This window comes from Halobacillus trueperi (assembly GCF_003386945.1).
Taxonomy (GTDB): Bacteria; Bacillota; Bacilli; order Bacillales; family Halobacillaceae; genus Halobacillus; species Halobacillus aidingensis.
On record NZ_QUAE01000018.1, the window covers coordinates 50,955 to 65,867 of the forward strand.

The 14,913-nt window shown below is 43.1% G+C and carries 16 protein-coding genes; 3 read left to right on the forward strand and 13 right to left on the reverse strand.

What is annotated here, in order from left to right:
• Window positions 1–20: 20 nt before the first annotated feature.
• Window positions 21–788 (reverse strand): (S)-benzoin forming benzil reductase, encoded by a 768-nt coding sequence (locus DYE48_RS16540; protein ID WP_244199458.1) that lies wholly within the window; start codon window positions 786–788, stop codon window positions 21–23.
• A gap of 130 nt (window positions 789–918) precedes the next feature.
• On the opposite strand from DYE48_RS16540, the gene DYE48_RS16545 reads away from it, so the two are divergent.
• Window positions 919–1,554, forward strand: coding sequence for a YczE/YyaS/YitT family protein (locus tag DYE48_RS16545; protein ID WP_115824605.1), 636 nt, complete (start codon window positions 919–921; stop codon window positions 1,552–1,554).
• A 20-nt stretch (window positions 1,555–1,574) separates the two neighbouring features.
• Here the strand turns inward: DYE48_RS16545 and DYE48_RS16550 are convergent, their stop codons facing one another.
• From DYE48_RS16550 to DYE48_RS16585, 8 genes are all read right to left on the reverse strand, one after another.
• Window positions 1,575–2,012, reverse strand: a complete 438-nt coding sequence (locus DYE48_RS16550) for a hypothetical protein (RefSeq protein ID WP_089653161.1) — start codon at window positions 2,010–2,012, stop codon at window positions 1,575–1,577.
• A gap of 286 nt (window positions 2,013–2,298) precedes the next feature.
• Window positions 2,299–3,189 carry a D-amino-acid transaminase gene (gene dat, locus DYE48_RS16555; protein ID WP_115824606.1) on the reverse strand — a complete coding sequence of 297 codons (891 nt, stop codon included), beginning with the start codon at window positions 3,187–3,189 and terminating at the stop codon, window positions 2,299–2,301.
• Between the two features lie 105 nt (window positions 3,190–3,294).
• On the reverse strand, window positions 3,295–4,035 hold the full coding sequence (gene pyrH, locus DYE48_RS16560; RefSeq protein ID WP_115824607.1) for a UMP kinase: 741 nt from the start codon (window positions 4,033–4,035) through the stop codon (window positions 3,295–3,297).
• A gap of 129 nt (window positions 4,036–4,164) precedes the next feature.
• Entirely contained in the window at window positions 4,165–4,701 is a 537-nt protein-coding gene (locus DYE48_RS16565; RefSeq protein WP_115824608.1) for a hypothetical protein, read from the reverse strand.
• Window positions 4,702–4,885: 184 nt separating this feature from the next.
• Window positions 4,886–6,295: a SpoVR family protein gene (locus DYE48_RS16570; RefSeq protein ID WP_115824609.1), complete on the reverse strand. Its 1,410-nt coding sequence runs from the start codon at window positions 6,293–6,295 to the stop codon at window positions 4,886–4,888.
• An 84-nt stretch (window positions 6,296–6,379) separates the two neighbouring features.
• Complete coding sequence (locus DYE48_RS16575) at window positions 6,380–6,877, reverse strand: GNAT family N-acetyltransferase (protein WP_115824610.1); 498 nt, start codon at window positions 6,875–6,877, stop codon at window positions 6,380–6,382.
• A gap of 159 nt (window positions 6,878–7,036) precedes the next feature.
• Window positions 7,037–9,244 (reverse strand): YhgE/Pip domain-containing protein, encoded by a 2,208-nt coding sequence (locus DYE48_RS16580; protein ID WP_115824611.1) that lies wholly within the window; start codon window positions 9,242–9,244, stop codon window positions 7,037–7,039.
• Between the two features lie 68 nt (window positions 9,245–9,312).
• The gene (locus tag DYE48_RS16585; RefSeq protein ID WP_167449539.1) at window positions 9,313–9,888 is read right to left on the reverse strand and encodes a TetR/AcrR family transcriptional regulator; all 576 of its coding nucleotides are present in this window, start codon (window positions 9,886–9,888) and stop codon (window positions 9,313–9,315) included.
• 127 nt (window positions 9,889–10,015) lie between these two features.
• Between DYE48_RS16585 and DYE48_RS16590 the strand changes: the two genes are divergently transcribed.
• The gene (locus DYE48_RS16590; RefSeq protein WP_115824613.1) at window positions 10,016–10,726 is read left to right on the forward strand and encodes a class I SAM-dependent methyltransferase; all 711 of its coding nucleotides are present in this window, start codon (window positions 10,016–10,018) and stop codon (window positions 10,724–10,726) included.
• Between the two features lie 21 nt (window positions 10,727–10,747).
• Here the strand turns inward: DYE48_RS16590 and DYE48_RS16595 are convergent, their stop codons facing one another.
• Entirely contained in the window at window positions 10,748–11,290 is a 543-nt protein-coding gene (locus DYE48_RS16595) for a YhcN/YlaJ family sporulation lipoprotein (RefSeq protein WP_089653142.1), read from the reverse strand.
• Between the two features lie 127 nt (window positions 11,291–11,417).
• Window positions 11,418–11,888 carry a hypothetical protein gene (locus tag DYE48_RS16600; RefSeq protein WP_115824614.1) on the reverse strand — a complete coding sequence of 157 codons (471 nt, stop codon included), beginning with the start codon at window positions 11,886–11,888 and terminating at the stop codon, window positions 11,418–11,420.
• Window positions 11,889–12,072: 184 nt separating this feature from the next.
• Here DYE48_RS16600 and DYE48_RS16605 point away from each other — a divergent pair, with 184 nt between their 5' ends.
• Window positions 12,073–12,309: a YhdB family protein gene (locus tag DYE48_RS16605; RefSeq protein WP_089653138.1), complete on the forward strand. Its 237-nt coding sequence runs from the start codon at window positions 12,073–12,075 to the stop codon at window positions 12,307–12,309.
• Between the two features lie 68 nt (window positions 12,310–12,377).
• Here the strand turns inward: DYE48_RS16605 and DYE48_RS16610 are convergent, their stop codons facing one another.
• Together DYE48_RS16610 and DYE48_RS16615 are read right to left on the reverse strand one after the other, a co-directional pair.
• Entirely contained in the window at window positions 12,378–13,103 is a 726-nt protein-coding gene (locus tag DYE48_RS16610) for an SDR family oxidoreductase (protein WP_115824619.1), read from the reverse strand.
• 16 nt (window positions 13,104–13,119) lie between these two features.
• Complete coding sequence (locus tag DYE48_RS16615; RefSeq protein WP_115824615.1) at window positions 13,120–14,682, reverse strand: bifunctional GNAT family N-acetyltransferase/carbon-nitrogen hydrolase family protein; 1,563 nt, start codon at window positions 14,680–14,682, stop codon at window positions 13,120–13,122.
• Between the last annotated feature and the right edge of the window lie 231 nt (window positions 14,683–14,913).

Here is a 14,913-nt window from a genome sequence, read left to right on the forward strand (position 1 = left end):
TCATCTCGGGGATCCTTCCATCATTTACCTACTAGATCATAAAGCTTATACACGTTGCCATTTTCGATTTTATCCGGTTTTTCTAAAAGGTTCATTAATACACTCGCCACCTCATCAGGCGAGCGTAATTCCCCTTCTTCTTTCAATTTCCTGAATTTCTCCACATCAGCAAACGAGTCTTCGGATGATGAACGAATTTCCCCCTGCATATCCGTGTCAATGACACCAGGACTGTAGGCAAGAATCGTGTGACCCTTCCCTTCCTGTTCAAGAGAAAGCGTTTGTGTAAAACGATTGATAGCTGCTTTGGAGCTGCTGTATGTACTCCAGCCATGAATCGTCTTCTCGGCTGCACCTGAGGTAATGTTTATGATGCCAAGAGAAATCTCTCGTTCATTCGCTTCTTTAACAAAACGGTTCACTGTAAGAATCGGTGCTGTCACATTGACCTGCATATGCTTTTGCACGGCATCCGCGTCCAATTGACCAACCGTATCAATAGGTTCGACGACTCCTGCATTATTGACGAGATAAACATAATGAGTATCCTTGTGGAAAACAAGTTCAACCATTTGATTGAGTCCTCGATTTAAATCGTCCATGTCACTCAAATCGCAACTGACATGATGAAAATCCACTCCCTTTTCATCTGCCAATGATTTCAATTCTTCATTCCCTGAGCGTGAAACGGCCACCACATTCACATTCTTCAAAATGTATTGACGTGCAATCGCTTCTCCTAAACCACGAGAAGCCCCTGTTACAACGGCGTATTGCATACGTATCATCCTTTCTTCCATTATCTTTCTTGTTTTCCCATCTGAACAATCGGCAAACGCTCCGTTCAGAAACTTTACATCGCAGAATCCAAACGATATGATAAACGGAGCACAAGTGGACACATAAAGGAGTCTACCTATGAAGTATTTATTTCTGTTTATCATCTATGTTGCAGGACTTGTCGTTTCAAGTCTTGGGCTTGCGCTGATCATAAAATCCGGTTTAGGAGTCGGTCCGGGAGACAGCATTGCTGTCGGTCTCTCCATGCATTTCCCTGTAACTGTCGGAAGCGTCATGATTGTCGCTTTTGTAATCCTATTACTTGTCAATGCCAAGTTGGAGCATAAGCGGCCCCAATTTGAATCCTTAATTCCGATTATCGTTCGTGGAAGAACGCTCGATATCTTCCTTTACGGGATGCTTGATACTATGGAGTATGAAGCATGGTGGGCTCAATGGGGCATTTTCTCACTCGGCCTCTTAGCCACAGCTATAGGGATCTCTGTTTATTTACGAACGCCATTCCCCCGCATTCCTCTGGATCACTTCATGATGATTATGAATGAAAAAACGAACCAATCGAAAAGTAGGGTGCGCATTTTCTCCGAATCTGGAATGGCTCTCATTGGTTTTTTGCTCGGAGCCCCGGTCGGTTTCGGGACATTGATTGTCGCCTTGCTATTAGGACCGCTCATTCAATGGTCGTTCCAATGGGCCAGGCCGATTGCTGCCCTATGGACACAACCAAAGAAAAAAATGACACAGAAAGCGTGATGGAAGCATCACGCTTTTTTTCATTCCTCAAAGGAGAGCTTCGTCACACCTGTCTCTTCAAGCTTTCGACCGATTTCTTCCTCAATGGTCAGTCGCTTTTCCATTTGATCTTCTGTCAGTTTCCCTTCTAGGGGGCCGTAGATTTCCGTCATCTCTTTTTCAGCGAGTTTCTCGACCAACTTGTCCCAGAAGCTGAACTCATCGTATTCTTCCACGTGCGTATCTAATAGTTTCGATTCATAATCCACATCAAGGTCATGGACACCTATTTGTTCCTGATAGGAAACCTTGTCCTCAAGATTCCCTTCCTTATATTTTGACAAGACGAGTTCTCTTACATCTTCGAACTGTTCATCCAGCTCCAACTTTGTCGAATTGACCATCCATGTCCCTAAAAACACCATTTCAACGAGTGTTTCATATTGTTCTTTTGTCATTTCAAGTTTTACATTTCCCATAAAAGACCGCTCCTTTCCTCTTTTCCTTAGCATTATAGCATATCCAAAAGCCTCTATTTATTATCCCGCTTGCTCCCTTTTCTCATCGTTTACTTTCATGATGTCCCACACCGTGGCGTACCAGGTACACGGGTTTCCTTTTCTGTACCTGGTACGCCATGGGCAGAGTAGTACGCATTTCTGTACCTGGTACGACCTGCAGGTTTATGGGTGCCAGCTATGATGCTCATTTCTTCAAAAAGGAAATAACGAAAAAGCCCGGCAGCCTAAAGCTACCGGGCTTCTATTATTCAGCTGCCGCCTGGCTTGTAAAGATTGAATCCTCCTGATTTATATGAGCATCTGCCTCATAACACTTTTGCAGCTTCCGCGTAACCGCGCCAGGCTGACCATCACCAATGGTTTGCCCGTCAACTTTCAATATCGGCATAATTTCTGAGGTACTGCTGGATAAAAACAGTTCATCCGCATAAGCAAGGTCCTCTACTTGGAAGGCTTCTTCAATAAAATCAATATTTTCCCTCTTACAAAAAGCCTCCACCCTCATTCTTACACATCCATGTAAAATGTTCTTCTTAGCCGGATGGGTGTACACTTTCCCCTGGCGCACAAAATAAACGTTGGAAGAGCTGCATTCTGTCACTTCTCCATTTTTATGGAGAATCGCCTCATAGCAGCCTTGTTCTTTGGCCGTCTGTTTAGCGAGGACATTCGGAAGCAAATTTAAACTCTTAATGTAACACCAGTCCCAGCGGACATCTTCCTGAGTAATGGCACTGACGCCCTCACGTAAGAATGATTCTGGACGAGGTAGATCTTTCACATAGGCATATAAGTTGGCTTGTGTTTGATCAGGAAAGGCGTGATCCCTCGGCGCAGAGCCTCTGGTAATTTGCAAGTATACTTTGGCATCCCCGTTGATCCCGTTTTTCTTGAGCAGTTCATCCAGCCTTTCATACATTTCTTCCTTTTTATAAGGGACATCGATTTTAACAGCTGCCGCTGACCGGTACAGCCGATCAATGTGTTCATCGATTAAGTAATAGTTTCCGTTATACACACGGATGACTTCATAAATTCCGTCACCGAATTGAAGCCCCCGTTCCTCAAATGGGTACTTCAATGTATCCTGTTTCACAAAATTATTTTCTGTCAATATATGGTCATGAATCGTCATCACTTTGCCTCCTCAAGTCATCTCTAGGTTTAACGAATAGTTTATCAGAAAAAAGGCCGGGGGTGGACCCTCAGTTGAAAAACTTTTTAAATGGTACCGTTCGACCTATTCCAATGTTTGAAGCTTGGAAGGTCGATGTGAAATGAGAGTACCCTCATCTGTACCCATACAAACCCTCTTCATCAGCCCTGGATGATCAAAATTGAAAATGTGGACAGGCAGCTTAAAGTCTCGTGCAAGAATGAGAGCGGACTGATCCATGATCTGGATGTTATGGAGAAGTATATCATCATAATTTAACGTGCCATACATTTGGGCTCCTTTATGTTTGGCAGGATCCGATGTGTACACACCGTCCACCCCTTGCTTCGCAACAAGGATCGCGTCGCAATCCAATTCAATCGCCCTTTGTACCGCAGGATAATCGGTCGTCACAAACGGCTGCCCGTTCCCTCCCGCCAAAATGACGACCATTCCTTTAGCCAGATGATGCAAAGCCTTCAAACGAATATACGGCTCCGCTACACTTGCCACTGGTATGGAAGTCATGACCCGAATTTCTTTTTTTGATTTTTTCTTCAACACACCCCTTAGCATCAGACTATTAATAATCGTGCCGATTGTACCTATATTGTCAGCCTCTACCCGCTCAATCCCCCAGTCTTCAGCGGTTCTACCTCTGAAGATATTGCCACCTCCGACGACGACCGCAACCTCCATTCCACTTTCAAGAAGCGAGAGAATTTCGTTTGCGATATGGTCCAGTCGTTGATTGTCGAAGCTGTCCTTACTGTTCCCTTTCAAGGCACCACCACTAATTTTTAGTAAGACACGAGAATATCTCATTAGGAGTCCCCTTTTCATTGACCATTGTTTATTCGAAAAAAAGAGCCTAGACCTGTGTCTAAGCTCAGCACAAAACGAATCTTTCCACTAACATTCTTCAATGCTATCTTATGCGCTGGCAAGCTTTAATCATTCCACTTCTACAGTGGTTTCCAACCAGGGATGTTCGTAGGGGACCCCTCCCTTACCATCATCGATCATAGGATAAAAAGCCAAATCAAGCTCGTCCAGCTCCTTGTCATAGCGGAAGTCATCAAATTGGATATACCGGAACGTCGTGAACGTCCCTTCCTTGGTGCCAATCGTGTGTCCATTATACGTGGTGCCGTTGGAATCGACAGCTTTAACTAAAAATTCTATATGACCTTTCTCTCTCAACCAATCCTCTTCCTTATTTTTCATCACCGCATTTCTATCTCCATACCACATTCCAAGATACAGTCCTTTTGCATCGTTCCGGCTGTAAAGCTTGGTCAAATGGACTTTCGTATCCCCAATTTCCTGAGAAGAAACCGTAATGGGTTCAGGGTGGTGTGTAGGATCTTCCACCATCGGATAGGTCTGGTTGTTTTTCAGTGCGTTGACTTCCTTGTTGTCCACATAAAAAAAGACAGCGGCAATCAATACAGCGATCAAACTGAATATTGCCATGCGCACCTTTTTCATCCCTCTCACCTCTTTTATTATAGGAAGGTAAATCTTACCGTCATTATATCAAATTCCTTTTCTCGACGTTGTCAAATGAAGGGAGAGGTTTTGTCGATTTCTTACCGATTAAGTCTATTAAGTCTCTGACATGCTCAAACGCACAAAAAAAACTGCTCTTTCCTTTAAAAGAGCAGTTTACGTTCTATAGATATTTCTTCTGTACTTTTTTACCGCCGTAGCTGAAAACAACATCCCGTCCCTCAACTTTCGTTTCTATGTGGACATTCCGTCCCCACAGCTGATAAACATAAGGCAATGTTTTTTCCAAATACCCGACATCGAGTTCAACTTCTTCATAATGGTGTTTTAAGTAAAGTTCCCCGCCCTTCACATAATCACCATCCTGGACAGTGATATATGGGAATCCTCCATTCACTCTCATGGTGACAAGCTGATCGCGGACCGCTTCATGATCTTTATCTGTTATTTTATATTTTTGCCCCTGTTTTTGGAAAAGATATAAGTCCTCTCTCCGAACTAGTTCTTTTGTTAAATAATTGCGGATAAAGCTTTGATCCGATTCGATTTCCCGAACCTCGAACATTTTTTCTCTTCCTGAGCCGGGTTCGATCCCGTGTTTGATCATTTCCTCCGTCGGGTTGTCATACCGATCTTCAATATCCTCAAAAACCTTCAATCCTAGATAATACGGGTTCAGCTGGGTCTTACTAGGCTGCACAACGCTCGCATTGAGTTTAGCGAATTCAATGGACTCATCACTCGTCAAGTCCATTTCCCTTAAAATCCGCGCATGCCAGTAAGAAGCCCAACCTTCGTTCATGATCTTCGTTTCCAACTGTGGCCAGAAATACAACATTTCCTCCCGCATCATCGTCAAGATATCCCGCTGCCAGTCTTCAAGTTCACGGCTGTACTGTTCTATAAAAAGCAGCAAATCCTTCTCAGGTCTAGGGGGGAATTTCTTTTTCTTTCTAAATCTCGGTTGGTCTTCGGAAGATGATTCATCGATCTTCCAGATATCATCGTATTCTGTTTGAAGCGGCTTTTCTTCACTTTCTTCTTCGTCCATGGACCAGGCAAGTTTTGGCCGGACCAGAGATGGATCAATATGTTCCTGAATGGCAAGAACAGCATCAAGGAATGATTCGACCTCATGTTTGCCATATATTTTATCGTAAGTAGCGATTCGTTCCGCAGTCGCCGCCATACTCTCAACCATGTCCCTCTTCGTATTCTGAAACCGGGCATTATTTTTAAAGAAATCACAGTGAGCAAGGACGTGGGCAACAATCAGTTTATTTTGGATCAAACTGTTTGAATTCAGCAAAAAGGCATAACAAGGATTCGAGTTGATGACAAGTTCATAAATCTTGCTTAATCCGAGATCATATTGCAGCTTCATCTTGTAGTATTGCTTTCCAAAGCTCCAGTGGGAAAAGCGTGTCGGCATCCCGTACGCTCCGAATGTATAAATAATATCATCTGGACAGACTTCGTAACGCATTGGGTAGAAATCAAGCCCGAAACCTTTAGCGATTTCCGTTATTTCTCTGATCGCATATTCGAGCTTCTTTTGGTCATCTGGTCTCAAAGATGCCCCCTCCTTCGATTTCGCTTATTTTACTATATGAGGGTAAAGCAGCGAACATGAAGGTTCAGACCATCTTCTTGTCCCCTATACTAGAATTTTAGCCATGACATACTCATCGACAGGCCTTCCACTGACGATGAGGGACTGTCTCTTCACTCCTTCTTTTTCAAAACCCATGCCTTCATAAAAGTGAACAGCTCTTTCATTATGGACCATAACCGTAAGTTCAAGCCTTATCACTCCTTTTTCTTCCGCCCATTCAAATAGACGAAGGAAAAGCTCCTTAGCGACTCCTTGGCCATGGAAGTCCTTCAATACTCCCGTAATTACGCTCGCTGTATGTAAAATTCTTGGTGCACCCCCGCCAAAAACGGTGACATGCCCGATGACTTCCCCGTTTAATTCGGATAGGAAGATCGTAGAATTTTCTTCTTTCTCCATCTTTTGAACCAAGCCTTCCACCTGTTCTATCGTGGATTTTCTTTCGCTTTTACCAAACAGTAAAAAATCGGATTCTGCCTCCAGATTCTCAATGAGATCTCTATAGTCTGCCGCATCACAGACCTCCGCCATTCTAATCATTTTCCAATCCCCCTTTTTTCACATTTTATCAGAATAATGGATGGGAAACGTCACTCTCGTTCTTCCTTTACCTGTTTGATGACAGCGGTACTTTCACCTAAAAAAGACTACAATATACGATGGTGCCTGAACAAAAAAAGAGAGCAAAAAGCTCTCTTTTTATACAATCTCCTCCTGAAGGGAAGCGTTTAGTTTTCGATTTTTCAATACAAAATACATGACCGATAGTACGGAAGCTCCTAAAATGAAAGCTGTCAAAATAGAAGCATTCTGCCACATGAAGGCGAAATTGCCATCGGATATGATGGATTTGAATCCCGCCACTGAGTAAGTCATAGGTAAAAGCGGATTAAACCATTGTAACGGTTCAGGAATCAATTCTAGAGGGAATGTCCCTGCACTCGTCGTCAGTTGAAGAATTAAAATCAAAATAGCGATGAATCTTCCTGGGTCCCCGAGCCAGGTCACGAGCATCTGTACCAACGTCATAAAGGTCAAACTCGTGAGGATACTGAACAAATAGAAATACCCTACATGTGTAACTTCTAGTTTCAACCCATACAGTATCACACTTGCCGCAATCACAGCTTGAATGGTGCCCGCCACAAACAAGACACCAAATTTCGCCGAGAACCATCCAATCGCGCTTCTCGGATTTTCTACGGGATCACGGACAGGGTAAACAATGGTAATTAACAATGCGCCTACGAATAAGCCTAGTGACAAGAAATAAGGGGTGAAGCCTGTACCGTAATTCGGCACATGATTAAGGGATTCTTTCTCCACACCTACAGGTGATCCCATCATTTCTCCTGTCTCATCATCAGCTTTCACCTCATTCGCTTCCGATGAAGCGGTAGTTAGATTCGATTCGAACTCTTTCGTTCCGGCTGTTAATGCATTTGTCCCTTCTGACAAATCACCTGCTCCTTCTTGAAGTTGCCTAGAACCGTCAGCCAGCTGGTTGGACCCATCAAAGATCCGACTCGCTCCTTGATTGATGTCAGCTGCTCCGGAGGCCACTTTCACAGCTCCCTCCTGAGCTTTGGCCAGTTCTTGAGAAAAGCGCCCCATAGAGTTCCCCAACTTCTCTTGCCCATCGGAAAGCTTGACGGATCCTTCATAGAGATTCGTTTGACCAGCGACTAGTGAATCAGCCCCTTTTTGCAGTTGAGTTTGTGCCTTGAGGAGTTCTTGAATTTTCCCGGTCAGCGGCCCAGTAGATTCGACGACACTTGCTGTTGCTGAGTCGAGAGAACTTGCTCCTTGAACAAGGCTGCCAGCTCCAGCCTCCAGGTCTTCAATCTTTTGGAGAAGAGCTTTTTGTTGTTCTTCAGGCATGGTTTCAACTAAAGGAACCATCTCTTTTCTTAGACTAGTGATACCTTCAGCCACCTGTTGGGCAGAAGTGGATACCTGACCTGCGCCTTGATTCACCCCGACCATACTTTCATTAAGCTTTTCTGCGCCACTTTTTAACGGAGACGTTTTTTCAACCATCAAAGAGATGCCTTCGCTTAAAGATTCGGTTCCTTCTTTAGATTGAGCTATGCCCTCTTGTAAGTCTTCCGCGCCACCTTGGGCATCAGCTGTTCCTCTTTCAAGTTGCGAAAACCCTTCTTGTAATCTTCCCAGTCCATCACTCAAGTCAGACGACCCGACAGCCAAATCAGACGCACCGTTCCGCAGCGTTTGCGTCCCACTTGCAAGCTCCAGTTGTTTCTCCGAGAAGGTTTTTAATTTTTCTTCCAATTGTTTGGCTCCCTGGTCCAAATCGGCCGCTCCCTGGTCCAGGCTTCCTGCTTTCTCACTTGCTTCTGCTAAACCTTTTTGAAGTACATTGAACTGCTCAAACATAGCACTCGCATAGGTTTCTGTCATTTCACTGGATAATTTAGCTTTCATTTTTTCTGTTGCCGATTCTCCGATTTGGGCAAATAGGAAGTTAAACCCTTCATTCGGTACGTATTTCAACTGCAACGGCTTCGGCGTATCATCCATAACCGTTGTCGCATCCTCAGAAAAATTGGCTGGAATCTCCACAAGCATATAATAATCTTGCTTTTCAAGACCTTCATAACCTTTATCCTCTGAAACGAGATGGTACTCAAAATCACCACTGTCTTCTAATTGACTCACGAACTCTTCCCCTACTTGAAGAGGCTCTCCACTGAACTCCGCCCCTTCATCAAGGTTGACAATGGCTACGGGCAGTTGATCCATACTGCCATAAGGATTCCAAAACGCCCACAAAAACATGGCACTATAAATCAGCGGTATAAGAAGCACCGCTAAAAACGGTACAAGTACTTTTTTGTTCTTTCCGATATGTTTCCACTCTGAGATCCAAAGTTTCCAACCATTCATTTTCCATCCTCCAATAACATATGACTAAAATATTCATTTGGTCATTTTCTTACAAAAAAAGAGGACCATCATTCGAGTGACAATCCTTTAAACACATAATCATCAAATAAATGAAGGATCTTTTCCTTAGATAAAGGCTCATGTCCTTCTTCCCAATCAATAATCAGTGCCGTGTATAACTTCAACATCATAAATGCCGTAATTTCCGGATCACATTGGCGAATATCTCCCTCTGCCACCGCTGCTATAACTTTTTCCTTTAGATAATCCAAAATTAGAGACTCTATATTTTGAAGGGCTTCCTTCACAGCTGCCGTTCCTATTTCACGAGCTTCGTACACGAGTTTCACTGTCAATTGATGGCTTTTACGGTATTGAAGCAATTCGACCAGTGATCGATGTACATTTTCTTTCAGGGATTGCTCGTCATCCATGACGGATTCAGCTTTTCTCTTCATTTCCAAAAGGAGTTCCGCGATAATGTCCTGAAACAGTTCTTCTTTGTTTCGGAAGAAGTTATAAATCGTCCCTTTTCCTACATTAGCGGCTTTGGCGACATGATCCATCGTTGTCGCTTTATAACCCAAGATGGAAAAAGATTGACGTGCGGCGTCACGAATTTCTTCTTTTCTATCCATATCAATCTCACCACCTGACCATTTGAACAAATTAGTCATTTTTACTACAGAATTGATTATACGCTCTTTTATTAGAGTTGCAACCTTTTTTTGAGGTACACTGAAAGAAATAAGAACAGAAGGGAGTTTTCATATGAAAAAGAATGTCCTCCACTCCTATGAGCATTTATCTTCGCATTATGAATTCGACGTTGACCGAAAGCCCTACAATGCTTATCTTGAACGTCCGGCCATGGTCGATCTACTCCCTGATCTTCAAGGGAAAAAAGTTTTGGATGCTGGCTGTGCGGCAGGATGGTATGCGCGTTACATGGCCGATCAAGATGCAGACGTCACACCGATAGACCTCAGTCCTTCGATGATTGCCGCAACCAAGCGGAGAGCAGGAAATACCAAGGTCCACGCCTTCGTTCACGACTTAACAGACCCTCTCCCAATGGATGATAGATCCTTTGATCTTATTATCAGTTCACTCACTCTGCATTACATAAAAGATTGGGCACCCATTTTTCAGGAGTTCCATCGCATATTAAAGCCAGGAGGCACCATTCTTATCTCTACCCATCATCCATTCATGGATTATATGAACCATGAGGTGGACTCTTATTATGCCTGCCATGAAATCCAGGATGAATGGACGGTAGATGGAGAAAAAATTCCGATGACTTTCTACAGACGGCCGCTTGAGGAGATTATTTCCTCAGTGACGGATCATTTTCATTTAATCAAACTCTCCGAGCCAAAGCCTACATTGGAATTTAAAAAAGTACACCCAGAAGGATTTCATAAAGTTTCAACAAAGCCTAATTTCATGATCTTAAAAGCTGAAAAGCCAGAACTTTAAAAAAGTCCTGGCTTTTCTTTATTATGAACGTTGGTCAGGGAAAATCCGGTCAACCATTTCTCCGAATTCACGGAAAAATCCTGTGACAGGCTCACCGTTTTGAGAGTCTTCCACATAATTGTTCGTCAAGTCAACAAAATCTGGATTTGTTGAAATGTAAACATTGTTAATGTCCTGGTCCGATGCTTTGACTGCTTTTTTGATTTGCTTTTCCATTTCATCAGAGACTTCGTTCTTGTCTCCTTTAGGATTATCAAGCTCTGCCGCTACATAGGCATTATCGCGTGTTTTCAGCACATAAACACGATCCACGCCATCGACATTCTTTTCGATACGGTTTGCTGCATCCTTCGCCACTTTATAATTCGTGTTATGAACCATTCCGCGATCATTGTCATACTGGTTCGCTTTTTGACCATTTTCGGCCATGTCATCAGCTGTACGTTCGAAGCTTGTATTTTCTACTCCATTGTAGTTGCCATTGTCACCAGCTTCTTGTTCCGCCTGGCAGGCGACAAGAGATCCAGCTGCTAAAAGACCGATGGCTAATACTTTGATCTTCATGTTTTTCAACCTCCTTCCATCCATGTTTACGGTTAGTATGTGTGGTTGGAAGGCAAATATGCGATTGCTAAAAACAGGAAGTCAGCTTGCACATAAAGAAAATCCTCAGTTGAATGAAAACTGAGGATTAGCTATTCAGAAACGGGATGCTCCACCATATTTGAATGAAAATTAAATAAACGAAAAAAATAGCGTTAATAAATAAAAGGAAAGCAGAAACAAGTTTATAATGACCCTCTATTTTTTTATAACCGATCCGAATAAAGATAAAGCCCGCAATTAGAAGAATGTACAATCCAATAAACCATATCCACGTATAAGGTGTTGCAGCATCAAATCCTACTTCGTAACCGATCCCATACAACAACCAGGGAGCTAAAAAACATAAAATGGATAGAGGGAGAAACCGTTGATCACTTTTTATGTAAAAAAGAGAAAGAATGGCAACAACCAGGGTTATTCCTCCAATGATTTCCGAAATGAGAATCATCACCTGTTGGGTGGCATCAGCTTCAGCTGTTATAAAGCCCAGGAATAATAACAACCCCAATAAGATGACACACCCCACATTTGCATAAAGCAGATTTTTTTCTGACATCACGAAGACTCCTTCCGTCAAAAGCAAAACTTTTCCATACTATCATAACAAAATTTCCAATGCTTTGCGGAAGAAAAAAGCAAAAATGTGTCGGGATTCCCAGAACTGTGACGAACTCTCTGATTGAGTAAGAACGCTCGCGGGGATAATAAGACCACTCCTTTCATAAAGGAAGTGTCATCCAATGAATCACTATGATTACGACAAAGCCCTGCACTTCATGATCTGGGGGCAATGGGACGACTTGCTCGTCCTCATGGTACGCACAAGGGATGAATTTCTTTCTAAAAAGATCGAAACATTCCTTCACTCGGCTTACTATCCGAGCAAACAAAGCGAAATGCTGGAATCTCACGAAGCCTTGTTAAGCTATATCGATCATGCTCAAGCGACTACACTAGAGCCCAGCTTTTTCACATAAATAAACAGACCAGGTCATCCATTTTTTGGATGACCTGGTCTTCATTTTTTGGATGACCTGGTCTTCATTTATACCCGTGGGTAATCTTGGATGAGCGGGTGGAGATGCATTTCATCAATGACCATATGTTTCGGCGCAAGCGCCATGTAGACGACGGCTTCCGCAATATCATGAACCTTGAGCCATTCTGATTTTTCAGGATCGCCCTGAGTCCCATTCGCAAAATAAGTATCCACCATTCCAGGATTGATGGTACCTGCCCGGATGCCATCTTTTCTCACTTCTTGAGCGAGTGACCCCATAAACCCTTGAACAGCGTATTTTGTGGATGTGTATAGGGCGCCACCTTCTGGAATCGTATAACGAGAGACATCGGAGGCGACCGTAATGATCGTACCGAACTGTTGCTTTTTCATGATAGGAAGAACAGCTTTGGTCGCGAGAAATACACCCTGTACGTTGATATCGTACGTACGACGCCATTCTTCTACCGTCACTTCTTCGATTGGTTTAAAATCACCGATTCCAGCATTGTTGACAAGAATGTCTACTTTGCCATACGCTTTCTTGGTCCCTTCCACCACCTGGTCGATTTCGTTTTCATCACTGACATCGGCCATATAAGCCAAAACGTTTGTGTACCCTTGCTTCTTTAAATCTTCCTTCGTTTGGTGAATTTCTTCAGAGCTGCCTATGATGGATAAATAAGCCCCTTTTTCAGCGAGTTGGAAAGCAATTTCTTTTCCGATTCCTCTTGAAGCTCCTGTAACAATAGCCACTTGTTTGTCCAATATCATCAAAATTCCTCCCTTACGTTCGTTCTGGCTTTTCTTCTGTGTCTAATTTAAATCGAAGATCAAATAAATCCCGACGTCTGTCCCGTAGCTGCCGGACAGTTCCTGACTTGCGCTGTCTTCTCAGTATTTCTAAATCAACATCTCCAACAACGACCGTTTCCACATTCGGATTACATTCACCAATAATTCCATCACGGGCAAATTCGAAATCCGATGGAGTAAAGATGCCCGATTGTGCATATTGGATATCCATATTCTCCACTTGCGTCAGATTTCCTACCGTACCTGCAATAACGGTGTACACCTGATTTTCGACGGCACGAGCCTGGGCACAATAACGTACACGTAAGTATCCTTGTCTGTCATCCGTACAAAACGGGACGAAAATAATGTTCGCTCCTTGATCGACTGCATAGCGAGCGAGCTCAGGAAACTGGATATCATAACAAATCTGAATAGCGATTTTGCCACAATCCGTATCAAAGACTTTGACCGCATCTCCAGGCTGAATGCCCCACCATGTCCGTTCGTTCGGTGTTACGTGAATTTTGTATTGCTTTTCGATCGTACCATCGCGTCTGAATAGATAAGATATGTTATAAATCTGCTCTTCTTCCTCCACGAAGTGGGACCCGCCGATAATGTTCACATTGTATTTCACAGCAAGGTGTGTGAACATTTCAATATACTCTTCGGTATATGCACTCAATTTACGAACGGCTTGAGACGGCACTTTTTCTTCTAAGAAGGACATAAGCTGCGTAGTGAAAATTTCGGGAAATACCGCAAAATCAGATCCGTAATCAGCAGCAACATCCACGTAATACTCACATTGCTTTGCAAACTCTTCAAAGGAATCGATATTTTTCATCATATATTGGATGACCATAATTCTTACTGGATGACTTGTCTTAAAATATCGTTTTGTACGGGCACGATAATCAATATTATTCCATTCCATCAGCGTCGCATACTTCAAAGACTGCTCGTCATCCGGAAGATAATCAGGGTTGATCCGCATGACAGTAAAGCCATTCATGATTTGGAAGGTAAGGACAGGATCATAAATGTTTTGATTGCGGACTTCCTCCACATATTCACGTGGGGACATTTCATCTTCGTACTTGTGGTAGTTCGGAATACGTCCTCCGATGATGATACTCTTCAAGTTCAACGCGCGGGCTAATTCTTTCCTTGCTTCATATAAACGTCTTCCTATTTTCATCCCTCTGTATTCAGGATGGACCATCACTTCAATTCCATACAGATTGTACCCGTCTGGATCATGATTCGTGATATACCCTTCATCTGTAATGTCATCCCACGTATGTTTATCATCATATTCATCAAAATTAACGATCAAACTTGAACAGCTTCCAATGATTTCCCCATCAAACTCAACGACAAATTGCCCTTCCGCAAAATGGGTCAAGTGGCTCTCCAGATGTTCCCTCTTCCATGGATCCATATCAGGGAAACAAACTTTTTGTAACTTAAAAATCTTTTCGATATCTTTATCCTGCATGTTTCTAACAATCATTTTCTTTTCATACTGAGTCAGATCAAGCTTCGACATCTAATCTTCCTCTCCTCATCATGATCATTCAACCATTTTCATCGTACTCAACCTCTATCCTTCTTGTCTAGTTTTTAACAAAGTTATTCAACTATATGGCAGGATTGTGTAAGACTCGATTTCGAGACTTTTGTGGGATTCTAGGGGCTCCGGGAAAAGGTTCGCTTTCCATGGGGCGGGCGCTGAGCCTCCTCAGGCTACGCCTTCCGGGGTCTCAGCTGTCCCGCACAC

Coding starts and splice junctions, on each gene's coding strand:
- DYE48_RS16605 (WP_089653138.1), top strand. CDS start 12,073: ATGAATCACTATGATTACGACAAAGCCCTGCACTTCATGATCTGGGGG.
- DYE48_RS16615 (WP_115824615.1), bottom strand. CDS start 14,682: ATGTCGAAGCTTGATCTGACTCAGTATGAAAAGAAAATGATTGTTAGA.
- DYE48_RS16595 (WP_089653142.1), bottom strand. CDS start 11,290: ATGAAGATCAAAGTATTAGCCATCGGTCTTTTAGCAGCTGGATCTCTT.
- DYE48_RS16565 (WP_115824608.1), bottom strand. CDS start 4,701: ATGAAAAAGGTGCGCATGGCAATATTCAGTTTGATCGCTGTATTGATT.
- DYE48_RS16575 (WP_115824610.1), bottom strand. CDS start 6,877: ATGATTAGAATGGCGGAGGTCTGTGATGCGGCAGACTATAGAGATCTC.
- DYE48_RS16600 (WP_115824614.1), bottom strand. CDS start 11,888: ATGTCAGAAAAAAATCTGCTTTATGCAAATGTGGGGTGTGTCATCTTA.
- DYE48_RS16545 (WP_115824605.1), top strand. CDS start 919: ATGAAGTATTTATTTCTGTTTATCATCTATGTTGCAGGACTTGTCGTT.
- DYE48_RS16540 (WP_244199458.1), bottom strand. CDS start 788: ATGATACGTATGCAATACGCCGTTGTAACAGGGGCTTCTCGTGGTTTA.
- pyrH (WP_115824607.1), bottom strand. CDS start 4,035: ATGAGATATTCTCGTGTCTTACTAAAAATTAGTGGTGGTGCCTTGAAA.
- DYE48_RS16550 (WP_089653161.1), bottom strand. CDS start 2,012: ATGGGAAATGTAAAACTTGAAATGACAAAAGAACAATATGAAACACTC.
- dat (WP_115824606.1), bottom strand. CDS start 3,189: ATGACGATTCATGACCATATATTGACAGAAAATAATTTTGTGAAACAG.
- DYE48_RS16580 (WP_115824611.1), bottom strand. CDS start 9,244: ATGAATGGTTGGAAACTTTGGATCTCAGAGTGGAAACATATCGGAAAG.
- DYE48_RS16590 (WP_115824613.1), top strand. CDS start 10,016: ATGAAAAAGAATGTCCTCCACTCCTATGAGCATTTATCTTCGCATTAT.